Source organism: Burkholderia arboris, from assembly GCF_038723655.1.
In the GTDB taxonomy this organism is placed as follows: domain Bacteria; phylum Pseudomonadota; class Gammaproteobacteria; order Burkholderiales; family Burkholderiaceae; genus Burkholderia; species Burkholderia arboris.
This window is the reverse complement of record NZ_CP109821.1, coordinates 506500-529108: the sequence shown is the minus strand read 5'-3', so window position 1 is coordinate 529108 and position 22609 is coordinate 506500. Positions and strand designations below refer to the sequence as shown.

General features: G+C 62.3%; 14 protein-coding genes, 2 tRNA genes and 3 rRNA genes. 9 read left to right on the top strand and 10 right to left on the bottom strand.

Going from position 1 to position 22609, the window contains the following annotated elements; genetic code table 11:
* Positions 1 to 49: 49 nt before the first annotated feature.
* From OHZ10_RS02550 to OHZ10_RS02515, 8 genes are all read right to left on the bottom strand, one after another.
* A complete protein-coding gene (locus OHZ10_RS02550; protein ID WP_342703522.1) occupies positions 50 to 1723 on the bottom strand; it encodes a long-chain fatty acid--CoA ligase in 1674 nt (557 codons plus the stop codon).
* 136 nt (positions 1724 to 1859) lie between these two features.
* On the bottom strand, positions 1860 to 3935 hold the full coding sequence (locus OHZ10_RS02545; protein WP_342703521.1) for a molybdopterin oxidoreductase family protein: 2076 nt from the start codon (positions 3933 to 3935) through the stop codon (positions 1860 to 1862).
* A 387-nt stretch (positions 3936 to 4322) separates the two neighbouring features.
* Positions 4323 to 4435 (bottom strand): 5S ribosomal RNA (rrf, locus tag OHZ10_RS02540).
* A 152-nt stretch (positions 4436 to 4587) separates the two neighbouring features.
* Positions 4588 to 7469: ribosomal RNA gene (locus OHZ10_RS02535) — 23S ribosomal RNA — on the bottom strand.
* 295 nt (positions 7470 to 7764) lie between these two features.
* A tRNA-Ala gene (locus OHZ10_RS02530) sits at positions 7765 to 7840 on the bottom strand.
* Positions 7841 to 7881: 41 nt separating this feature from the next.
* Positions 7882 to 7958: transfer RNA gene (locus tag OHZ10_RS02525), tRNA-Ile, on the bottom strand.
* A gap of 64 nt (positions 7959 to 8022) precedes the next feature.
* A 16S ribosomal RNA gene (locus tag OHZ10_RS02520) occupies positions 8023 to 9555 on the bottom strand.
* Together the 16S, 23S and 5S rRNA genes with 2 tRNA genes alongside form the textbook arrangement of a ribosomal RNA operon.
* A gap of 569 nt (positions 9556 to 10124) precedes the next feature.
* Positions 10125 to 10901, bottom strand: coding sequence for an enoyl-CoA hydratase (locus OHZ10_RS02515; protein WP_059236348.1), 777 nt, complete (start codon positions 10899 to 10901; stop codon positions 10125 to 10127).
* Between the two features lie 129 nt (positions 10902 to 11030).
* On the opposite strand from OHZ10_RS02515, the gene paaN reads away from it, so the two are divergent.
* The 5 genes from paaN (at position 11031) to paaK (ending at position 16655) form a co-directional block, all read left to right on the top strand.
* A complete protein-coding gene (paaN, locus tag OHZ10_RS02510; RefSeq protein WP_342703520.1) occupies positions 11031 to 12737 on the top strand; it encodes a phenylacetic acid degradation protein PaaN in 1707 nt (568 codons plus the stop codon).
* A gap of 87 nt (positions 12738 to 12824) precedes the next feature.
* Positions 12825 to 14027: a 3-oxoadipyl-CoA thiolase gene (gene pcaF, locus OHZ10_RS02505; RefSeq protein WP_256085529.1), complete on the top strand. Its 1203-nt coding sequence runs from the start codon at positions 12825 to 12827 to the stop codon at positions 14025 to 14027.
* Positions 14028 to 14072: 45 nt separating this feature from the next.
* Positions 14073 to 14864, top strand: coding sequence for a 2-(1,2-epoxy-1,2-dihydrophenyl)acetyl-CoA isomerase PaaG (paaG, locus tag OHZ10_RS02500; protein WP_059236353.1), 792 nt, complete (start codon positions 14073 to 14075; stop codon positions 14862 to 14864).
* A gap of 1 nt (position 14865) precedes the next feature.
* Positions 14866 to 15318, top strand: coding sequence for a hydroxyphenylacetyl-CoA thioesterase PaaI (paaI, locus tag OHZ10_RS02495; RefSeq protein WP_174993799.1), 453 nt, complete (start codon positions 14866 to 14868; stop codon positions 15316 to 15318).
* A gap of 38 nt (positions 15319 to 15356) precedes the next feature.
* Positions 15357 to 16655, top strand: a complete 1299-nt coding sequence (paaK, locus tag OHZ10_RS02490) for a phenylacetate--CoA ligase PaaK (RefSeq protein ID WP_174993798.1) — start codon at positions 15357 to 15359, stop codon at positions 16653 to 16655.
* 176 nt (positions 16656 to 16831) lie between these two features.
* Here the strand turns inward: paaK and mltA are convergent, their stop codons facing one another.
* Both mltA and apaG read right to left on the bottom strand, forming a co-directional pair.
* Positions 16832 to 18064 carry a murein transglycosylase A gene (gene mltA, locus OHZ10_RS02485; protein WP_059236922.1) on the bottom strand — a complete coding sequence of 411 codons (1233 nt, stop codon included), beginning with the start codon at positions 18062 to 18064 and terminating at the stop codon, positions 16832 to 16834.
* 81 nt (positions 18065 to 18145) lie between these two features.
* A complete protein-coding gene (gene apaG, locus OHZ10_RS02480) occupies positions 18146 to 18520 on the bottom strand; it encodes a Co2+/Mg2+ efflux protein ApaG (RefSeq protein ID WP_006477037.1) in 375 nt (124 codons plus the stop codon).
* A gap of 177 nt (positions 18521 to 18697) precedes the next feature.
* Here apaG and rpe point away from each other — a divergent pair, with 177 nt between their 5' ends.
* From rpe to OHZ10_RS02460, 4 genes are all read left to right on the top strand, one after another.
* The gene (rpe, locus tag OHZ10_RS02475) at positions 18698 to 19384 is read left to right on the top strand and encodes a ribulose-phosphate 3-epimerase (RefSeq protein ID WP_011883156.1); all 687 of its coding nucleotides are present in this window, start codon (positions 18698 to 18700) and stop codon (positions 19382 to 19384) included.
* 4 nt (positions 19385 to 19388) lie between these two features.
* Entirely contained in the window at positions 19389 to 20141 is a 753-nt protein-coding gene (locus OHZ10_RS02470) for a phosphoglycolate phosphatase (protein ID WP_256085528.1), read from the top strand.
* A 357-nt stretch (positions 20142 to 20498) separates the two neighbouring features.
* A complete protein-coding gene (gene trpE, locus OHZ10_RS02465; RefSeq protein ID WP_174993796.1) occupies positions 20499 to 21992 on the top strand; it encodes an anthranilate synthase component I in 1494 nt (497 codons plus the stop codon).
* Positions 21993 to 22005: 13 nt separating this feature from the next.
* The gene (locus OHZ10_RS02460; RefSeq protein ID WP_059236364.1) at positions 22006 to 22596 is read left to right on the top strand and encodes an aminodeoxychorismate/anthranilate synthase component II; all 591 of its coding nucleotides are present in this window, start codon (positions 22006 to 22008) and stop codon (positions 22594 to 22596) included.
* The last annotated feature ends 13 nt before the right edge of the window (positions 22597 to 22609 follow it).

The following is a 22609-nucleotide window of genomic DNA, read 5'->3' as shown; positions in this document are numbered from 1 at the left end:
AACAAAAAAGCCCGGCTTCTACCGGGCTTTTTTCGTTCAACCGTCTTCGTTACGCGCGACCGTCGCGCAATTCGCGCCGCAGGATCTTGCCGACGTTCGTTTTCGGCAGCTCCGTGCGGAACTCGACCAGCTTCGGCCGCTTGTACCCGGTGAGCCGCTCCTTGCAGTAGGCAAGGATGTCCTTGTCGGTCAGCGCCGGATCCTTTTTCACGACGAACAGCTTCACTGCCTCGCCGGAATGCTCGTCCGGCACCCCGACCGCTGCCACCTCGAACACGCCCGGATGCGACGCCACGACGTCCTCGACTTCGTTCGGATACACGTTGAAGCCGGACACAAGGATCATGTCCTTCTTCCGGTCGACGATCTTCACGTAACCGCGCGCGTCCATCACGCCGACATCGCCCGTCTTGAAGAAGCCGTCCGGGAACATGACCTTCGCGGTCTCGTCCGGCCGGTTCCAGTAGCCGGCCATCACCTGCGGCCCGCGGATGCAGATCTCGCCCGGCTCGCCGAGCGCAACGTCGTTACCGGCATCGTCGCGGATCGCGACTTCGGTCGACGGCAGCGGCAGGCCGATCGTCCCGCTGTACTCGGTTGCCGTCACGGGGTTGCAGGTCGCCACCGGCGACGTTTCGGACAGCCCGTATCCTTCGATGATCGCGGTACGGGTCTTTTCATACCAGCGCTTCGCGACGCCCTCCTGGATCGCCATGCCGCCGCCATTGGCGATCACGAGCTTCGACAGGTCGAGCTGATTGAATTCGGGATGGTTCAGCAGCGCGTTGTACAGCGTGTTGACCGCCGGAATCGTCGAGATCTGGTAGCCCTTCAGCTCCTTGATCATGCCGGCGATGTCGCGCGGGTTCGGGATCAGGATGCCCATGCCACCCGTGCGCATCGTCAGGAAGCCGCAGACGGTCAGCGCAAACACGTGATACAGCGGTAGCGCGACAACCGTCACGAACTGCTTCACGTCCGGGTACTTCTCGTGCGCCGGATGGTGCCAGGCGCCAGCCTGCAGCACGTTCGACACGATGTTCCGGTGCAGCAGCGTCGCGCCCTTCGCAACACCCGTCGTACCCCCCGTGTATTGCAGGAACGCGACGTCGTTGGGGCCGATCTTCTGCGGCTTGAACGTCTGCCGCGCGCCTTCCGACAGCGCAGCCTTGAAGCGCGTGAACGACGGCAACTGCCACGCGGGCACCATCTTCTTCACGTTGCGCACGACGTAATTGACGAGCCACCCCTTGATACCCAGCAGGTCGCCCATCGAGGCGACGACGACGTGCTTGACAGCCGTATTGGCGATGACGGCCTGCAGCGTCGACGCGAAATTCTCGAGGATGACGATCGCCTCGGCACCACTGTCCTCCAGCTGATGCTCGAGCTCGCGCGGCGTATAGAGCGGGTTGACGTTGACGACGGTGTAGCCGGCACGCAGTACCGCGGCGATCGTCACCGGGTACTGCAGCACGTTCGGCATCATGATCGCGACGCGTGCGCCGCGGGCCAGACCGCGGGATTGCAGCCAGGCGCCGAACTGGCGGGACAGCTTGTCGAGTTCGCCGTACGTGATGCCCTTGCCCATGCAGACGAACGCGGTACGGTCGCGATACTGCCGGAAGCTCTCGTCGAGCAGGTCCGGGACAGAGGGATAAGGAGACGAGTCAATTTCGGCTGGAACGCCGGGTGGGTACGATTTCAGCCAAATTTTGTCCATACTGCGCGTCTCCTCACAGATTTTCGAATGGTCGTGCTAAAACGCATCGTAACGGCTCCCCCGCCCCGAGACAACAGGGTTAGATGTCCACTTCGAACTTCCGCGTCGATTTGTCTGATCATACGGTGATATTCGATCAAATTCGCTCAACTTCCACAAGACAATCGTAAAACGTCGCCGAATTACCCAGATCGGTCAGCGCCTGGCTCGTGACCTCGTTCGCGTTCCTGCCGTCCGGCGACAGTTTCTTCCACCAGATCGACAGCCCGACGACGAGCCCCGCGCGTGCGCGATCGGTGATCCGGGCGAGCGCCTGCATCGAGCCGCGGTCGTTGAAGATGCGGACGATGTCGCCCTCCGCGATGCCGCGCGCATCCGCGTCAGACGGGTGCATATCGAGGTGCGGTTCCCCTTCCGTCGTCCGCAGGCTGTCGACGTTCACGAACGTGCTGTTCAGGAAGTGCCGGGCCGGCGGCGAAATCATCGCGAGCGGATAGCGTGCGGCGAGCTCGGGCGCCGCTTCGGCCGATTCGAACGGCGGCAGGTAGTCGGGAACAGGGTCCATGCCCATCTGCTCGAGCCGCGGACTGTAGAACTCGCACTTGCCCGATGGCGTACGGAAACCGCCGTTCGCGAACGGCGCCTCCGGCAGCTTGAGCTTCAGCCACCCTTCCCGCTTCAACGTGTCCCAGTCGCTATCGAGCGCCGGATCGTCCCAGCGAAGCGCCGCACGCGCGACATCTTCGTCGCTGTGATACAGCGCGGGCTCGTCGAGCCCGATGCTGCGCGCGATACCACGGAAGATCTCCGTATTCGGTCGCGCCTCGCCGACCGGCGGAATCGACGGCAGGTTCGCCATCACGTAGGTATGGCCGTACGATTTATGGACATCCAGGTGTTCGAGCTGCGTGGTCGCCGGCAACACAAGGTCGGCGAAATCGACCGTATCTGTCTTGAAATGTTCAAGAACGACGGTGAACAGGTCGTCACGTGCAAAACCGGCTGCAACCTTCGAAGAATCCGGCGCGACCGCGACCGGATTCGAGTTGTACACGATCACCGCTTCGACTTTCGGCCCGAACGTCGCGTCACCCGGATGCAGCAGTGCGTCACCGATCGCGTTCATGTTGATGATGCGCGGCAGCTTGTGTGGCCAGCCCGGCATCAGATCCGGACGCAACAGCGCAGCCTGGTTGACCGGCGCGGACTCCGACGACGACAGCAACACCCCGCCGGCCCGGTCCCGCCACGCCCCCGTCAACGCAGGCAGGCTCGCAATCGCGCGCACCGCATTACCGCCGCCGCGAACGCGCTGCATGCCGTAGTTGAGACGGATCGATGCCTTGCGGGTCGCCCCATAGCGGCGCGCAAGATCGATCAGCTCCGACGCGTCGACGCCGCAGATCTGCGCAACGCGTTCCGGCGGATAGGACATCGCGCGGGCCTTCAGCGCATCAAAACCAAGCGTGTGGTCCGCGATGTAGTCGTGATCGAGCAGGTTTTCGGTGATCAGCACATGCATCATGCCGAGCGCAAATGCGCCATCGGTACCGGGCTTCAGTGCAATGTGCTGATGGCACTTCTCTGCGGTCAGCGAACGATACGGGTCGATCGCGACAAGCCGCGCGCCACGGCGCTTCGCTTCCTGTGCGCGCGTCCAGAAGTGCAGGCTCGACGCGATTGGATTCGCGCCCCATATCAGAATCAGCTCGCTTTCCTCGAAGTGCTCGAGGTGCATGCCGAGGCTGCCGCCATAGGTGTATCGCAGCCCTGCCGCGCCGGCGGCCGCGCAGATCGCACGCTCGAGCCGCGATGCGCCGAGCTTGTGGAAGAAGCGCTGGGCGATGCCCTCGCCCTGCACGAGCCCCATCGTTCCCGCGTAGCTGTACGGCACGATCGCTTCCGGCGAACGCGCAGCGATTTCACCCAGGCGGCGTCCGATCTCGTCGAGTGCCTCGCTCCAGCTGATCGGCACGAAGCGCCCTTCGCCCTTCGCGCCGACGCGCTTGAGCGGGACAGTGAGGCGATCGGGATGATGAACGCGATCCGCATATCGGCTGACTTTCGTGCACAACACGCCTTGCGTCGGCGGATGGTCGGGATCGCCCGTGACCTTGATCGCCTTGCCGTTCTCGACGGTCACACGCATTGCGCACGTGTCCGGACAATCATGCGGGCAGACGGCCCGGGCTACCTGAATGGCGGCGTTCATCGTTTTGAATGCAGAGATGGGGGTTCGCAAATTTTACGTGGACGCGCCGAATAAAGCGCTCATTTCGCGTCGATTCCCGGTTCTCTGACCGAAGATCCAGTGGAGGAAACAGCGGGTCGTGGCGAGCGAAAAGCTGGTCACACGATTGCGTTTGCCGGTGGTCTACGGAGAAGGAGTTGCGGTCTTAATCGAAGATACGATCAATAATCGATTGAATCGCGAAAGATAGCGGCAATGGAGAGAATTCGACGCCGCTATTGCTTGATAGCATTGGCGGGAAGGTGACGCTGGCAGCGCCGGGCGCATTTCGCGTGGCCGGCATCGCACATTTCCGTCGCTCAAATGCAAAAACCCCCGCCTTTCGGGCGGGGGTTTCTGGCTTAGGGAGCCTGACGATTACCTACTTTCACACGGGAATCCGCACTATCATCGGCGTAGAGTCGTTTCACGGTCCTGTTCGGGATGGGAAGGGGTGGGACCGACTCGCTATGGTCATCAGGCAAAGAGGGTTGTTGTGCTGGCTTCGCAGCACAACCAATCTTGGAAGAAGCAGTAATTTTGAGTTGTGTGTATCACACACGAGAATCCAACCAGTCTCTCGGATGGCTGCACGTGCATCGCACGGCGCTCATCTACAAGGCAGACTTGTTATAGGATCAAGCCTTACGGGCAATTAGTATCAGTTAGCTGAACGCATTACTGCGCTTACACACCTGACCTATCAACGTCCTGGTCTCGAACGACCCTTCAAGGGGATCTAGTCCCCAGGGATATCTCATCTTAAGGCGAGTTTCCCGCTTAGATGCTTTCAGCGGTTATCTCTTCCGAACATAGCTACCCGGCGATGCCACTGGCGTGACAACCGGTACACCAGAGGTTCGTCCACTCCGGTCCTCTCGTACTAGGAGCAGCCCCCTTCAAATATCCAACGCCCACGGCAGATAGGGACCAAACTGTCTCACGACGTTTTAAACCCAGCTCACGTACCTCTTTAAATGGCGAACAGCCATACCCTTGGGACCGGCTACAGCCCCAGGATGAGATGAGCCGACATCGAGGTGCCAAACACCGCCGTCGATATGAACTCTTGGGCGGTATCAGCCTGTTATCCCCAGAGTACCTTTTATCCGTTGAGCGATGGCCCTTCCATACAGAACCACCGGATCACTATGACCTGCTTTCGCACCTGCTCGACTTGTCGGTCTCGCAGTTAAGCACGCTTATGCCATTGCACTATCAGCACGATTTCCGACCGTACCTAGCGTACCTTCGTACTCCTCCGTTACGCTTTGGGAGGAGACCGCCCCAGTCAAACTGCCTACCATGCACTGTCCCCGACCCGGATCACGGGCCAAGGTTAGAACCTCAAACAAACCAGGGTGGTATTTCAAGGACGGCTCCACCGAAACTAGCGTTCCGGTTTCATAGCCTCCCACCTATCCTACACAGATCGGTTCAAAGTCCAATGCAAAGCTACAGTAAAGGTTCATGGGGTCTTTCCGTCTAGCCGCGGGTAGATTGCATCATCACAAACACTTCAACTTCGCTGAGTCTCGGGAGGAGACAGTGTGGCCATCGTTACGCCATTCGTGCAGGTCGGAACTTACCCGACAAGGAATTTCGCTACCTTAGGACCGTTATAGTTACGGCCGCCGTTTACCGGGACTTCAATCAAGAGCTTGCACCCCATCATTTAATCTTCCGGCACCGGGCAGGCGTCACACCCTATACGTCCACTTTCGTGTTTGCAGAGTGCTGTGTTTTTATTAAACAGTCGCAGCCACCAGTTTATTGCAACCCCTTCACCCTTTGCCCGCAGGGGCATCAAGCTACAAGGGCGTACCTTATCCCGAAGTTACGGTACCAATTTGCCGAGTTCCTTCTCCCGAGTTCTCTCAAGCGCCTTAGAATACTCATCTCGCCCACCTGTGTCGGTTTGCGGTACGGTCATCATTAGACTGAAGCTTAGAGGCTTTTCTTGGAACCACTTCCAATTGCTTCGCTCCCTAAGGAGCTCGCGCCACACCCTTGAATTCCGCGCCCGGATTTGCCTAAGCGCCTTCTCCAATGCAGCGACCGGGACTTCCAACACCCGGACAACCTTCCGCGATCCGTCCCCCCATCGCATCTAACAATGGTGCAGGAATATTGACCTGCTTCCCATCAGCTACGCATTTCTGCCTCGCCTTAGGGGCCGACTCACCCTACGCCGATGAACGTTGCGTAGGAAACCTTGGGCTTACGGCGAGGGGGCCTTTCACCCCCTTTATCGCTACTCATGTCAGCATTCGCACTTCCGATACCTCCAGCACGCTTTTCAACGCACCTTCGCAGGCTTACGGAACGCTCTCCTACCATGCGTGCAAAGCACGCATCCGCAGCTTCGGTATATAGCTTAGCCCCGTTACATCTTCCGCGCAGGACGACTCGATCAGTGAGCTATTACGCTTTCTTTAAAGGGTGGCTGCTTCTAAGCCAACCTCCTGACTGTTTTAGCCTTCCCACTTCGTTTCCCACTTAGCTATATTTGGGGACCTTAGCTGGCGGTCTGGGTTGTTTCCCTCTTGACACCGGACGTTAGCACCCGATGTCTGTCTCCCGTGATTGCACTCTTCGGTATTCGGAGTTTGCTATGGCGGGGTAATCTGCAATAGACCCCCCAACCATGACAGTGCTCTACCCCCGAAGGTGAGACACGAGGCACTACCTAAATAGTTTTCGGAGAGAACCAGCTATTTCCAAGTTTGTTTAGCCTTTCACCCCTATCCACAGCTCATCCCCTAACTTTTCAACGTTAGTGGGTTCGGACCTCCAGTACGTGTTACCGCACCTTCATCCTGGCCATGGATAGATCACTTGGTTTCGGGTCTACGCCCAGCAACTGAACGCCCTATTCGGACTCGCTTTCGCTACGCCTGCCCTATACGGTTAAGCTTGCTACTGAACGTAAGTCGCTGACCCATTATACAAAAGGTACGCCGTCACCCCTTACGAGGCTCCGACTGTTTGTATGCATGCGGTTTCAGGATCTATTTCACTCCCCTCCCGGGGTTCTTTTCGCCTTTCCCTCACGGTACTGGTTCACTATCGGTCGATCACGAGTATTTAGCCTTGGAGGATGGTCCCCCCATCTTCAGACAGGATTTCACGTGTCCCGCCCTACTTGTCGCACACCTAGTTCTTTCATACCGTTTTCGCCTACGGGGCTATCACCCGCTATGGCCGCACTTTCCAGAGCGTTCGGCTAACAATACAAATAAAGAGTGCAAGGCTCATCCCATTTCGCTCGCCACTACTTTGGGAATCTCGGTTGATTTCTTTTCCTGCGGTTACTTAGATGTTTCAGTTCACCGCGTTCGCTTCGCATGGCCTATGTATTCAGCCATGGATACTCCAAAAGGAGTGGGTTTCCCCATTCGGACATCTACGGATCAAAGCTCGTTTGCCAGCTCCCCGTAGCTTTTCGCAGGCTACCGCGTCCTTCATCGCCTGTGATCGCCAAGGCATCCACCACATGCACTTGTTCGCTTGACCCTATAACGAGTCTGTCTCATCTTTCGACGCTACAGTCGCTACAGGTTGAGTTCTCGCATTTGTGCCGTATTCCAATTGAGTCAAACATAGAGTTCGAATCATCTTGAGATACATCGATACAATCACAACCCGGATAGTTTTCACGTCCATCTCAAGACGCTTCCGCTATCCAAATTACTTACTTCTTCCAGATTGTTAAAGAACGACAGCCGATATCTGTTGATATCCTCTGACTGGCTCAATCGCCAATGCAAAGCGCTCGCTGAATTTTCAGCAAACTCTTAGCATTGAGGATTGGTGGAGGCAGACGGGATCGAACCGACGACCCCCTGCTTGCAAAGCAGGTGCTCTCCCAGCTGAGCTATGCCCCCATGTACAGATGACCTCAGGTACCTACAGTCAGACAAGACATTGGTGGGTCTGGTTGGATTCGAACCAACGACCCCCGCCTTATCAAGACGGTGCTCTAACCGACTGAGCTACAGACCCCTGAGTCTGTCTTTAAATTTACAGCCGATAAGCGTGAGCGCTCAACTTTGCGAGATAGCTCTGGAAAGGAGGTGATCCAGCCGCACCTTCCGATACGGCTACCTTGTTACGACTTCACCCCAGTCATGAATCCTACCGTGGTGACCGTCCTCCTTGCGGTTAGACTAGCCACTTCTGGTAAAACCCACTCCCATGGTGTGACGGGCGGTGTGTACAAGACCCGGGAACGTATTCACCGCGGCATGCTGATCCGCGATTACTAGCGATTCCAGCTTCATGCACTCGAGTTGCAGAGTGCAATCCGGACTACGATCGGTTTTCTGGGATTAGCTCCCCCTCGCGGGTTGGCAACCCTCTGTTCCGACCATTGTATGACGTGTGAAGCCCTACCCATAAGGGCCATGAGGACTTGACGTCATCCCCACCTTCCTCCGGTTTGTCACCGGCAGTCTCCTTAGAGTGCTCTTGCGTAGCAACTAAGGACAAGGGTTGCGCTCGTTGCGGGACTTAACCCAACATCTCACGACACGAGCTGACGACAGCCATGCAGCACCTGTGCGCCGGTTCTCTTTCGAGCACTCCCACCTCTCAGCAGGATTCCGACCATGTCAAGGGTAGGTAAGGTTTTTCGCGTTGCATCGAATTAATCCACATCATCCACCGCTTGTGCGGGTCCCCGTCAATTCCTTTGAGTTTTAATCTTGCGACCGTACTCCCCAGGCGGTCAACTTCACGCGTTAGCTACGTTACTAAGGAAATGAATCCCCAACAACTAGTTGACATCGTTTAGGGCGTGGACTACCAGGGTATCTAATCCTGTTTGCTCCCCACGCTTTCGTGCATGAGCGTCAGTATTGGCCCAGGGGGCTGCCTTCGCCATCGGTATTCCTCCACATCTCTACGCATTTCACTGCTACACGTGGAATTCTACCCCCCTCTGCCATACTCTAGCCTGCCAGTCACCAATGCAGTTCCCAGGTTGAGCCCGGGGATTTCACATCGGTCTTAGCAAACCGCCTGCGCACGCTTTACGCCCAGTAATTCCGATTAACGCTCGCACCCTACGTATTACCGCGGCTGCTGGCACGTAGTTAGCCGGTGCTTATTCTTCCGGTACCGTCATCCCCCGACCGTATTAGGGCCAAGGATTTCTTTCCGGACAAAAGTGCTTTACAACCCGAAGGCCTTCTTCACACACGCGGCATTGCTGGATCAGGCTTTCGCCCATTGTCCAAAATTCCCCACTGCTGCCTCCCGTAGGAGTCTGGGCCGTGTCTCAGTCCCAGTGTGGCTGGTCGTCCTCTCAGACCAGCTACTGATCGTCGCCTTGGTAGGCCTTTACCCCACCAACTAGCTAATCAGCCATCGGCCAACCCTATAGCGCGAGGCCCGAAGGTCCCCCGCTTTCATCCATAGATCGTATGCGGTATTAATCCGGCTTTCGCCGGGCTATCCCCCACTACAGGACATGTTCCGATGTATTACTCACCCGTTCGCCACTCGCCACCAGGTGCAAGCACCCGTGCTGCCGTTCGACTTGCATGTGTAAGGCATGCCGCCAGCGTTCAATCTGAGCCAGGATCAAACTCTTCAGTTTAAACCTGTTACTGTTTTCGGTTCGGTTAAGAACCGGTCGCTCACTCAAAGCTGACAGGAATATGAATTGCTTCATAAACCTGACTTACTTTAGTGTGAGACTCTTGATACTTTCGCTATCTGATCCGAGGATCAGCTCGCTTCCATCAAGCGCCCACACTTATCGGCTGTTAATTTTTAAAGAGCATTTCTGCGAGGAACTTCGTGTTTCTCAGCAGCGCTGCGTTTTCAGCAGCAGAGAAGCGAGATTATGAACCGTGTTTCGCAGCTCGTCAACAACTTTTTTACTACATCGTTGCGACTGCGGGGCTCAACTTCCTGTACCGCCGAGGCCGCTACTACCGGACCTCAACAGCACCGCTTCCCTTCCCTCCCGCGCCGCGTTTCCGTTAGCGCGAAAGAGGCGTGATTCTAAGCATCTGCCCCGATCTACGCAAGCCCCTTTGTGAAGAAATTTGAAAAAGCCCCCGTGCGCTCACGCGCACGGGGGCTTGGGGCTCGACGGGCCCGGCGATCATGCTGGCAACCGCCGCCAACCAATCGCCAGGCGCCTACCGCCACACTGCACAATCAACGGTGCTTGAACTCCGGCTTCCGCTTCTCGACGAATGCCGCCATCCCTTCCTTCTGGTCTTCGGTCGCGAACAGCGAATGGAACAGCCGGCGCTCGAAGTGAACGCCCTCGGCCAGCGTCGTCTCGTACGCCCGGTTCACCGACTCCTTGACCATCATGACCGCCGGCAGCGAAAACTCGGCGATCGTCGTCGCAGCGGCAATCGCCTCGTCGAGCAGTTTGTCGGCCGGCAGCACCCGCGACACGAGTCCTGCACGCTCGGCCTCGGCGGCGTCCATGAAGCGCGCGGTCAGGCACATGTCCATCGCCTTCGCCTTCGACACCGCACGCGGCAGACGTTGCGTTCCGCCTGCGCCCGGCATGACGCCCAGCTTGATTTCCGGTTGGCCGAACTTGGCCGTGTCCGCCGCGAAGATGATGTCGCACATCATCGCGAGTTCGCAGCCGCCACCCAAGGCAAAGCCCGATACCGCAGCAATGATCGGCTTGCGGATCTCGCGGACCGTCTCCCAGTTGCGCGTGATGTAGTCGCCCCGGTAAACATCCATATAGGAGTAGGTCGCCATCATGCCGATATCCGCGCCCGCAGCGAACGCCTTCTCGCTCCCGGTCACGACGATCGCGCCGATGCCGTCATCCGCATCGAACGCCTTCAGCGCAGCACCCAACTCGTCCATCAGCGCATCGTTCAGCGCATTCAGCGCCTTCGGACGGTTCAGCGTCACCAGACCGACACGCCCCCGGGTCTCCACCAGGATGTTCTCGTAAGCCATCTATTTCTCCTCGATCAATGAAATGAGAAACGCCTCGCACATGCGAATAGTTTGATGCTACCATTCTCCGACCAACCGGTCGGTTAATTAATCGATCCGATCCCTCTCAACGTTCATCAGGCTGCCGCCATGACCCATGCACTGTTCACGAAGCACGAAGACACGCTGAAGCACGCACTCGCCGCCATCGAGAGCCGCGGGTACTGGAGCCCGTTCGCCGAAATGCCGAGTCCCAAAGTGTACGGGGAAAGCGCAAGCGCAGACGGCGAAGCCGCGTTCAAGTCGCACCTCGACAAGACCTTCGTGCTCGACCAGCCGGCGTCCGGTGAAACGATCGGCGCAGAGCGCTCGCCGTATGGCATCGCCCTGGGCATCCAGTATCCGAAGTCGACGCCCGACGCGCTGATCGTTGCCGCAGCGGCCGCGCAACGCACGTGGCGCGAAGCCGGCCCGAGCGCCTGGGTCGGTGTCAGCCTCGAAATCCTCGCGCGCCTGAATCGTGCGAGCTTCGAAATCGCCTACAGCGTGATGCACACCACCGGGCAGGCCTTCATGATGGCGTTCCAGGCCGGCGGCCCGCACGCGCAGGACCGCGCGCTCGAGGCGGTCGCCTATGCATGGGACGAACTGCGCCGCATCCCGGCCGATGCGCACTGGGAAAAACCGCAAGGCAAGAACCCGCCGCTCGCGATGCGCAAGCGCTATACGATCGTGCCGCGCGGCACCGGCCTCGTGCTCGGCTGCTGCACGTTCCCGACCTGGAACGGCTACCCGGGCCTGTTCGCCGACCTGGCAACCGGTAATACCGTGATCGTCAAACCGCATCCGGGCGCGATCCTGCCGCTCGCCATCACGGTCCGGATCGCCCGCGACGTGCTGCGCGAAGCCGGATTCGACCCGAACGTCGTCACGCTCCTCGCGACCGAACCCAACGACGGCGCCCTCGTCCAGGATCTCGCGCTGCGCCCCGAGATCAAGCTGATCGACTTCACCGGCAGCACGCAGAACGGCACGTGGCTCGAACGCCATGCCCATCAGGCACAGGTCTACACCGAGAAGGCAGGCGTCAACCAGATCGTGATCGACTCGACCGACGACCTGAAGGCCGCCGCCAAGAACATCGCGTTCTCGTTGGCGCTGTACTCCGGCCAGATGTGTACGGCCCCGCAAAACATCTACGTGCCCCGCGACGGCATCCGCACGGCTGACGGCCATGCGAGCTTCGACGAAGTCGCACAAGCCATCGCGGTTGCCGTGCAAAAGCTCACCGGCGACCCGGCACGCTCGGTCGAGCTGATCGGCGCGATCCAGAACGAAGGCGTGTCCGCGCGCATCGACGACGCGCGCAAGCTCGGTCGCGTGCTCGCCGACAGCCTGACGCTCCAGCACCCGGCCTTCCCCGATGCCCGCGTGCGCACACCGCTCGTGCTGCAACTCGACGTGGCCGACCGCGCGAAATTCACGCAGGAGTGGTTCGGCCCGATCTCGTTCGTGATCGCAACCGATTCGACAGCGCAGTCGCTCGATCTCGCCGGTGAAGTCGCGGCAGAACATGGCGCGCTGACCCTCTCCGTCTACAGCACCGACGACGCAATCGTCGACGCTGCACATGACGCAGCGGTGCGCGGCGGTGTCGCGCTGTCGATCAACCTGACGGGCGGCGTATTCGTCAACCAGTCGGCCGCGTTCTCCGATTTCCACGGCACCGGTGCAAACCCGGCGGCCAACGCGGCGCTAGCCGACCCGGCGTTCGTCGCCAACCGGTTCCGTGTGGTGCAAAGCCGCGTCCATGTTGCCCCGAAGGCAGTCCCTGCGGAAGCTGGCCAGACGGCATAACCCGAATGGCCGACGTGCAAACGCCGCCACGTTCTCTACCATGAACGAATCCGCCACCCGGCGGGTTCGTTGCTCATCGATACGCCCATGACAGACGCCTACATCTGCGACGCGATTCGCACCCCCATCGGCCGCTACGGCGGCGCCCTGAAAGACGTCCGCGCCGACGACCTCGGCGCGGTGCCGCTCAAGGCGCTGATCGAGCGCAACCGGAACGTCGACTGGGCGGCGATCGACGACGTGATCTACGGCTGCGCGAACCAGGCCGGCGAGGACAACCGTAACGTCGCGCGCATGTCGGCGCTGCTCGCGGGCCTGCCGACCGACGTGCCGGGCACGACGCTGAACCGGCTGTGCGGCTCCGGGATGGACGCGGTCGGCACGGCCGCGCGCGCGATCAAGGCGGGTGAAGCGCGCCTGATGATCGCGGGTGGCGTCGAGAGCATGACGCGCGCGCCGTTCGTGATGGGCAAGGCCGCGAGCGCATTCGCACGCCAGGCCGACATCTTCGATACGACGATCGGGTGGCGCTTCGTCAATCCGCTGATGAAACAGCTGTACGGCGTCGACTCGATGCCGGAAACGGCCGAGAACGTCGCGGTCGACTACAACATCAGCCGTGCCGACCAGGACCTGTTCGCACTGCGCAGCCAGCAGAAGGCCGCGCGGGCACAGCAGGACGGCACGCTGGCCGACGAAATCGTCGCGGTCACGATTCCGCAGAAGAAAGGCGACGCCATCGTCGTGTCGCGCGACGAACACCCGCGCGAGACGTCGCTCGAAGCACTCGCGAAGCTGAAGGGCGTCGTGCGACCGGACGGCTCGGTCACGGCCGGCAATGCATCGGGCGTCAACGACGGCGCGTGCGCGCTGCTGCTCGCCAATGCGCAGGCCGCCGACCAGTATGGCCTGCGCCGTCGCGCGCGTGTCGTCGGCATGGCAACCGCCGGCGTCGAGCCGCGCGTGATGGGCATCGGCCCCGCGCCAGCCACACAGAAACTGCTGCGCCAGCTCGGCATGACCATCGACCAGTTCGACGTGATCGAGCTGAACGAGGCATTCGCGTCGCAGGGCCTCGCCGTGCTGCGCATGCTGGGCGTCGCCGACGACGACCCGCGCGTGAATCCGAACGGCGGCGCCATTGCCCTGGGTCACCCGCTAGGCGCATCGGGCGCACGGCTCGTGACCACGGCGCTTCATCAACTCGAGCGTACGGGCGGCCGCTTTGCGCTCTGTACGATGTGCATCGGCGTCGGCCAGGGCATCGCGATCGCGATCGAACGTGTGTAACCGACGCGCCGCGCGCCTATAACGAAGTCATGAAGGAGACACTGCATGTCCTATCAGGCGATTCAGCTGGATATCGATCAGGCCGCGCGCGTGGCCACGATCACCCTCAACCGCCCCGACAAGCTGAACAGCTTCACGCGGGCGATGCATCGCGAACTGCAGTCGGCGCTCGATGAAGTCGAAGCAGCCGGCGCACGTGCGCTGATTCTGACGGGTGCGGGGCGCGGCTTCTGCGCAGGCCAGGACCTGGCCGATCTCGACTTCACGCCAGGCGCGTCCACCGACCTCGGCACGCTGATCGACGAGCACTTCAATCCACTGATCCGCCGCCTGCAGCGTCTGCCCATTCCGGTGATCGCCGCCGTCAACGGCACGGCGGCCGGCGCCGGCGCGAATCTCGCACTCGCCTGCGATCTCGTGTTCGCCGCCCGCTCGAGCAGTTTCATCCAGGCCTTCGTCAAGATCGGGCTCGTACCGGATTCAGGCGGCACGTGGTTCCTGCCGCAACGCGTCGGCATGGCACGCGCGCTGGGGCTCGCGCTGACCGGCGACAAGCTCGGTGCCGAACAGGCCGAGCAATGGGGCCTGATCTGGCGCGCGGTCGACGACGACGCGCTCGTCGCGACGGTCCGTCAGCTCGCTACCCAGCTCGCGCAGCAGCCGACGCTCGCGATCGCGTCGATCAAGCAATCGATGCGCGACAGCGTCACGAACACGCTCGACCAGCAACTCGACCAGGAACGCGACCTTCAGCGCAAGCTCGGCCAGTCGCACGACTACGCGGAAGGCGTGCGGGCATTCATCGAGAAGCGCGCGCCGCGCTTCGAGGGGCGTTGACATGACGAACGCCACCGCCACGCTCGATCCCGATTCGCTGGCCCGCGCCACGGCGCAGGCCATGTACGACGCCGACGCCTGCAGTCGCGCGTTCGGCATGGAAATCGCCGAAGTCCGCGCCGGCTACGCCCGCTTGCAGATGCGCGTGCGCCCCGAATTCCTGAACGGACACCAGACCTGCCACGGCGGGATCATCTTCACGCTCGCCGATTCGACGTTCGCATTCGCATGCAATTCGTACAACCTGAATACGGTCGCGGCCGGCTGCTCGATCGAATTCCTGCGCCCGGTGCACGGCGGTGACGAGCTGACGGCCGAGGCGATCGAACAGGCGCGCGCCGGCCGCCACGGCATCTACGACATCCGCGTCACGAATCAGACGGGCGAAACGGTCGCGATGTTTCGCGGCAAATCCGCCCAGATCAAGGGCACGGTCATCCCGGAAGACCGCTGACGTCGACGGCTCGCACATAACAAACACTGGAGACAGGCATGACTACCCCGCTACCGCTCGAGCCGATCGAGACCGCCTCACGCGACGAGCTGACCGCGCTGCAGCTCGAGCGCCTCAAGTGGTCGCTCCGGCATGCGTATGACCACTCGCCCGTCTATCGCCGAAAGTTCGACGACGCGGGCGTGCACCCGGACGACCTGAAGACGCTCGCCGACCTGTCGCGCTTCCCGTTTACGACGAAAGGCGACCTGCGCGACAGCTACCCGTTCGGGATGTTCGCGGTGCCGCAGGACCAGATCTCGCGCATCCACGCGTCATCGGGCACGACCGGCAAGCCGACAGTCGTCGGCTATACGGCCGGCGACATCGACACGTGGGCGAATCTGGTCGCGCGCTCGGTCCGCGCCGCCGGTGCGCGCCGCGGCGACAAGGTGCACATCAGCTACGGCTATGGCCTGTTCACCGGCGGGCTCGGCGCGCACTACGGCGCCGAACGCGCGGGGCTGACCGTGATCCCGTTCGGCGGCGGCCAGACCGAAAAGCAGGTGCAACTGATCCAGGATTTCCGGCCCGACATCATCATGGTCACGCCGAGCTACATGCTGTCGATCGCCGATGAAATCGAACGTCAGGGCCTCGACCCGGTGCAGAGTTCGCTGCGCATCGGCATCTTCGGTGCGGAGCCGTGGACCAACGACATGCGCGTCGCGATCGAACAGCGCATGGGCATCGATGCCGTCGACATCTACGGGCTGTCCGAAGTGATGGGCCCCGGCGTCGCGTCCGAATGCGTCGAGACCAAGGACGGCCCGACCATCTGGGAAGACCACTTCTATCCGGAAATCATCGATCCTGAAACCGGCGAAGTGCTGCCGGACGGCGAACTTGGCGAGCTCGTGTTCACGTCGCTGACGAAGGAAGCGCTCCCGATCGTCCGCTACCGCACCCGCGACCTCACGCGCCTGTTGCCGGGCACCGCCCGCACGATGCGCCGGATGGAAAAGATCACCGGCCGTTCGGACGACATGATGATCGTGCGCGGTGTCAATGTGTTCCCGACGCAAATCGAGGAGCAGTTGCTCAAGCAGCGTGCGCTCGCGCCGCACTATCAGATCGTGCTGACGAAGGAAGGCCCGCTCGACGTGCTGACGCTCAACGTCGAGCCTTGCCCCGAGACCGCGCCCGATACCGCGGCGATCCATGCGGCAAAACAGGCGCTCGCGTACGACATCAAGTCGCTGATCGGCGTGACGGCCGTGATCAACGTGCTGCCCGTCAACGGGATCGAGCGCTCGGTCGGCAAGGCGCGCCGCGTCGTCGACAAGCGCAAGGGCTGACGCCGGGCATCGCCCGCGCGAAGCCAGCCAATCCGCCGCACCCAATGAAAACAGCCCGATCGGCCAAAACCGGTCGGGCTGTTTCGTTTCGGGCATGGCCCCGTCGCATCACGTCAGTTACTGCACTTCGACCGCCTGCGCTGCGGCACGCGGGCGGCCAACACAGCCGCCGTGCATCACGAATTCGGGAACAGCAGCCACATCCGGCCGACCTGCTTCATCCGGCCGGCCTGGTCGCCCGCGTCGTCGCCGAGCCCCCAGAAATAGTCGGCCCGCACGCCGCCCTTGATCGCCGAACCCGTATCCTGCGCAAAGACGAGCCGGTTCATCGGCGTATTCGTCAGCGGACGCGTGGTCTGCAGGAACACGGGCGTACCGAGCGGAATCGACGACGGATCGACCGCGATCGAACGCTCCGGCGTCAGCGGCACGCCAAGCGCGCCGATCGGACCGTCCGCGCCGCCATGCGGCGCATCTTCCTTGGTCGGCATGTCGCGGAAGAACACGAACCGCGGATTCGTGTCGAGCAACGCGTCGACACGGGTCGGGTTCGCCTTCGCCCACGCCTTGATGCCCTGCATCGTCGCCTGGGCGGGCGTCAGCTCGCCGCGATCGAGCAGCCACTTGCCGATCGAACGGTACGGCTGGTTGTTGGTGCCGCCGAAGCCGACCCGCATCACCGAACCGTCGTCGAGCAGCACGCGCCCCGAGCCCTGCACCTGCAGGAAGAACGCCTCGATCGGGTCGTCGACCCACACGAGTTCGTTGCCGTTCAGGATGCCCGCGCGCTCGAGCTGCGCGCGTACCGGCAGCGCGGCGCCCGCGCGATAGCCGGAAGGCCAGCGATAGAGCGCGTACTGATACGGGCCGCGGCGCACGCGCGAACCATGCAGCAGCGGCTCGTAATAGCCGGTCACGAGCCCGTCGAGCGTCCCGTCGGTATTCGCGAGCTGGAACGGCGTGAAATACGTTTCGAAGAATGCGCGGGCGCTGCTGACGTCGAGCTCGTCGAGCCGGTCGGCAGCCGCGCAGGCGCGCGCCCAGGCCGGCTGGCGCGAGAGCCGCACGCAGTTCTGCCGCAACGCGGCTGTCGCACCGATCAGCGCATCGTCCTGCCAGCCCGGCACCTGCTGCCACGCGACCGGCGTGAGCCGCTTCGCGGCGATCTGCCCCGGCACGATCGCCGCGCCGGTCGGCGGCTTCAGCGACGACGTCCGCGTCGGTGCGCTGCCGCACGCGGCAAGCAGCGCCGCCGCAGCCGCCGCCGCCACCCACCCGGCCAACCGGGGCCCAAACCACATACAATGTCCGTTCTTGATGGAAACCGCCATGTCAGATTTTCTCGACCAATATCCGATGCTCATCTTCGCGCTCGAAGCCTTCGTAGCGCTCGCCCTGCTGATCTTCATCGTCGTGTGGACGTCGTCGGGCAGAAAGAAGCACGCCCGCAGCAACAACGACCGCCAGCCGCGCTGACGCGCTTCGCACGCTCAATGCAGCGTGCGCGGCATGTGCAGTGCGAACTCGTCGACCGGCGCCTCGAAACGCTCGCCGTCCTCCGCCACGCAGAAGTAGGCGCCCCGCATCGTGCCGACCGGCGTCGCGATCACGGCCCAGCTCGTGTATTCGAAGTGCTCGCCCGGCTGCAGCAGCGGCTGGTGCCCGACGACGCCGAGCCCCTTCACTTCCTGCACGTGGCTTTCGCTGTCCGTGATGATCCAGTGACGTGCGATCAGCTGCGCCGCGACCTGCCCCGTGTTGCGGATGGTCAGCGTGTACGCGAATGCATATTGACGGTGATCGGGGTCGGATTGTTCCGGCAAGTAGCTGGTTTTCACCGAAACGGTGAACTGATACTGACTCATGGTGTTTCCGCTGTAGGTAACCGCGCGCGCCGACTCGAGCGGCCGGGCCGCGGGCGCGCCGCATTGGTTCGGCATTCTATGCGCAATCGGGCCGCAACCGCACGGCCTGCCGCCGCGCACCGGGTCGCCGGACGGTAGAATGGCGGTTTTGCGCCGCACCGTCCCCGGTCCCTTGTCATGACTCAATTCCGCATCGCTCCCAGCATCCTGTCGGCCGATTTCGCACGGCTCGGCGAAGAAGTCCGCAACGTGGTCGCCGCCGGCGCCGACTGGATCCACTTCGACGTGATGGACAACCATTATGTGCCGAACCTGACGATCGGCCCGCTCGTCTGCGAGGCGATCCGCCCGCACGTGCAGGTGCCGATCGACGTGCACCTGATGGTGCGCCCGGTCGACCGGATCGTGCCCGATTTTGCGAAGGCCGGTGCGAACCTGATCAGCTTCCACCCGGAAGGCTCGGATCACATCGACCGCACGCTGTCGCTGATCCGCGACCACGGCTGCAAGGCCGGCCTCGTGTTCAACCCGGCCACGCCGCTGAACTATCTCGACCACGTGATGGATCGCCTCGACTTCGTGCTGCTGATGTCGGTCAACCCGGGCTTCGGCGGCCAGTCGTTCATTCCGGAGACGCTGAACAAGCTGCGCGAAGCACGTGCACGCATCGACGCGTACACCGAGCGCACGGGCCGCGAGATCCTGCTCGAAGTCGACGGCGGCGTGAAGACCGACAACATCGCGGAAATCGCGGCGGCCGGCGCCGACACGTTCGTCGCAGGTTCGGCGATCTTCGGCAAGCCCGACTATCGCAAGGTGATCGACGAGATGCGCGCCGCGCTCGCCACCGTCGAGCGGAGCTGACGCCGTGGCCGAATCGTCGTTCGCCGGCCACGCGCCGGCCGGGGCCGCCCCGATCCGCTTCGCCGCACCGCGCATCGACGCGGCGCTGATCGACCTCGACGGCACGATGGTCGACACGGCCGACGATTTCACGGCCGGACTGAACGGAATGCTCGCGCAGCTCGGCGTGCCGGCCACGTCGCGCGACGAGGTGATCGGCTACGTCGGCAAGGGCTCCGAGCACCTGATCCAGAGCGTGCTGAAGCCGCGCTTCCCGGCCGACGAAGCGCATATGCGCTTCGACGACGCGCTGGCGATCTACCAGACCGAGTACGCGAAGATCAACGGCCGCCACACGCGCCTCTATCCGGACGTGGCAGCCGGGCTCGACGCGCTGCGCGAGGCCGGCATCCGGCTCGCGTGCGTGACGAACAAGCCGCACCGCTTCGCGGTGGAACTGCTTGAGCAATACGGGCTGGCCGGCTGCTTCGGCGTCGTGCTGGGCGGCGACAGCGTCGCGCGCAAGAAGCCCGATCCGCTGCCGATGCTGACGGCCTGCGATGCGCTCGGCGTCGCACCGGACGCGGCGGTCGCGATCGGCGACTCGGAAAACGATGCGCTGGCAGGCCGCGCGGCCGGGATGGCGACGCTGACGGTGCCGTATGGCTACAACCACGGCAAAGCTATACAAACGATAAATTCGGATGGTATAGTCGATTCGTTGCTGGTCGCGGCTCGCGCCATTTCCGCGCACAATGCCGGCCGGCCAACCCTCTGATTATTTCTTCCATCTGCATGTTTCTGAATAAAAAACGGAGTCTGAGCAGCATCGACCGGGGAGCCTGGCCCTGGCGTCGCTGGTCGCGCTAACCTCTTCGATGAGGTACGCTGAAGCACGTCTTCAGCGCCGTTTTTTATCTCGCTGCGCATCCGCGCGCCGACCGTCGCACCACCTCGAGTTCCACCGCGCCCGAACGCTTGCGTTCAGGATCGGCCGCAGGCTCGCGACGTTCACGCCCGGAGTGCCGGCCGGCAACAGGCACTTCTCGATCGACCGCCCTTTCGCCGACGGCAACCCGCGCAGCGTCACGTGATCCCTGGCGCACGCGCCGCTCGTCCCGAACAGGACCGGAACATGACCGAACTCGAATTCCAATCGCTCGCGAACGAAGGCTACAACCGCATCCCGCTGATCGCGGAAGCCCTCGCCGATCTCGAAACGCCGCTGTCCCTCTACCTGAAGCTGGCCCAGCCCGAACGCGCGGGCGCCAATTCGTTCCTGCTCGAATCGGTTGTCGGCGGCGAACGCTTCGGCCGCTACTCGTTCATCGGCCTGCCTGCCCGTACGCTCGTGCGCACCCGCAACGGCGTGTCGGAAGTCGTGCGAGACGGCCAGGTCGTCGAGACGCACGACGGCGACCCGTTCCAGTTCATCGAATCGTTCCAGGGGCGCTTCAAGGTCGCGCAGCGCCCGGGCCTGCCGCGCTTCTGCGGCGGTCTCGCCGGCTACTTCGGCTACGACGCGGTGCGCTATATCGAGAAGAAGCTCGCGAACACCGCGCCGCGCGACGATCTCGGCCTGCCCGACATCCAGCTGCTGCTGACCGAGGAAGTCGCGGTCATCGACAACCTCGCCGGCAAGCTGTACCTGATCATCTACGCGGACCCGGGCCAGCCCGAAGCGTATGCGAAGGCGAAACACCGCCTGCGTGAGCTGAAGCAGCGCCTGCGCACGACCGTGCAGCCGCCCGTCACGTCGGCGAGCGTGCGCACCGAGACGTTCCGCGAGTTCAAGAAGGACGACTATCTGGCCGCCGTACGCCAGGCGAAGGAATACATCGCGGCCGGCGAACTGATGCAGATCCAGGTCGGCCAGCGGCTGACGAAGCCGTATCGCGACAATCCGCTGTCGCTGTATCGCGCGCTGCGTTCGCTGAACCCGTCGCCGTACATGTACTACTACAACTTCGGCGATTTCCACGTGGTCGGCGCGTCGCCGGAAATCCTGGTGCGCCAGGAAAAGCGCGGCGAAGACCAGATCGTGACGATCCGTCCGCTCGCCGGCACGCGCCCGCGCGGCAACACGCCCGAGCGCGATGCGGAGCTCGCGACCGAGCTGCTCAACGATCCGAAGGAAATCGCCGAGCACGTGATGCTGATCGACCTCGCGCGCAACGACGTCGGCCGCATCGCGGAAATCGGCTCGGTGCAGGTGACCGACAAGATGGTGATCGAGAAGTACTCGCACGTGCAGCACATCGTCAGCTCGGTCGAAGGCAAGCTGAAGCCCGGCATGACGAACTACGACGTGCTGCGCGCGACGTTCCCGGCCGGCACGCTGTCCGGCGCGCCGAAGGTGCGCGCGATGGAGCTGATCGACGAGCTCGAACCGGTCAAGCGCGGGCTGTACGGCGGCGCGGTCGGCTACCTGTCGTTCTCGGGCGAGATGGATCTCGCGATCGCGATCCGCACGGGCCTGATCCACAACGGCAACCTGTATGTGCAAGCGGCGGCCGGCGTCGTCGCGGATTCGGTGCCCGAATCCGAATGGCAAGAGACCGAGAACAAGGCGCGTGCGGTGCTGCGTGCGGCCGAACAGGTCCAGGACGGCCTCGATAGCGACTTCTGACCGGAGACTGACCATGCTGCTCATGATCGACAACTACGACTCGTTTACCTACAACCTGGTCCAGTACTTCGGCGAACTCGGCGAGGACGTGCGTACCTACCGCAACGACGAAATCACGCTCGACGAGATCGCGCGCCTGAATCCCGACGCGATCTGCCTGTCGCCGGGCCCGAGCAATCCGCAACACGCAGGCATTACGCTCGACGTGCTGCGTGAGTTTTCGGGCAAGAAGCCGATCCTCGGCGTCTGCCTCGGCCATCAGGCGATCGGCGAAGCGTTCGGCGGCCGCGTCGTGCGCGCGACGACCATCATGCACGGCAAGGTGAGCCGGATCGAAACCGACTGCCTCGGCGTGTTCGCCGACCTGCCGAAGCATTTCGACGTCACGCGCTACCACTCGCTCGCGATCGAGCGCGAATCGCTGCCCGACTGCCTCGAGGTGTCCGCCTGGACCGACGACGGCGAAATCATGGGCGTGCGCCACAAGACGCTGCCGATCGAGGGCGTGCAGTTCCACCCGGAATCGATCCTGTCCGAGCACGGCCATGCGCTGCTCGAGAATTTCCTGAAGCTGGCCCGCGCCGCGGCCGCGCAAGCCGCCTGACGGGAGCCTCACG

Excerpts from the sequence above, each read along its gene's own strand:
- OHZ10_RS02550 (WP_342703522.1), bottom strand. The coding sequence starts at position 1,723 with ATGGACAAAATTTGGCTGAAATCGTACCCACCCGGCGTTCCAGCCGAA.
- OHZ10_RS02545 (WP_342703521.1), bottom strand. The coding sequence starts at position 3,935 with ATGAACGCCGCCATTCAGGTAGCCCGGGCCGTCTGCCCGCATGATTGT.
- OHZ10_RS02515 (WP_059236348.1), bottom strand. The coding sequence starts at position 10,901 with ATGGCTTACGAGAACATCCTGGTGGAGACCCGGGGGCGTGTCGGTCTG.
- paaN (WP_342703520.1), top strand. The coding sequence starts at position 11,031 with ATGACCCATGCACTGTTCACGAAGCACGAAGACACGCTGAAGCACGCA.
- pcaF (WP_256085529.1), top strand. The coding sequence starts at position 12,825 with ATGACAGACGCCTACATCTGCGACGCGATTCGCACCCCCATCGGCCGC.
- paaG (WP_059236353.1), top strand. The coding sequence starts at position 14,073 with ATGTCCTATCAGGCGATTCAGCTGGATATCGATCAGGCCGCGCGCGTG.
- paaI (WP_174993799.1), top strand. The coding sequence starts at position 14,866 with ATGACGAACGCCACCGCCACGCTCGATCCCGATTCGCTGGCCCGCGCC.
- paaK (WP_174993798.1), top strand. The coding sequence starts at position 15,357 with ATGACTACCCCGCTACCGCTCGAGCCGATCGAGACCGCCTCACGCGAC.
- mltA (WP_059236922.1), bottom strand. The coding sequence starts at position 18,064 with ATGAAGATCAGCAGGGCGAGCGCTACGAAGGCTTCGAGCGCGAAGATG.
- apaG (WP_006477037.1), bottom strand. The coding sequence starts at position 18,520 with ATGAGTCAGTATCAGTTCACCGTTTCGGTGAAAACCAGCTACTTGCCG.
- rpe (WP_011883156.1), top strand. The coding sequence starts at position 18,698 with ATGACTCAATTCCGCATCGCTCCCAGCATCCTGTCGGCCGATTTCGCA.
- trpE (WP_174993796.1), top strand. The coding sequence starts at position 20,499 with ATGACCGAACTCGAATTCCAATCGCTCGCGAACGAAGGCTACAACCGC.
- OHZ10_RS02460 (WP_059236364.1), top strand. The coding sequence starts at position 22,006 with ATGCTGCTCATGATCGACAACTACGACTCGTTTACCTACAACCTGGTC.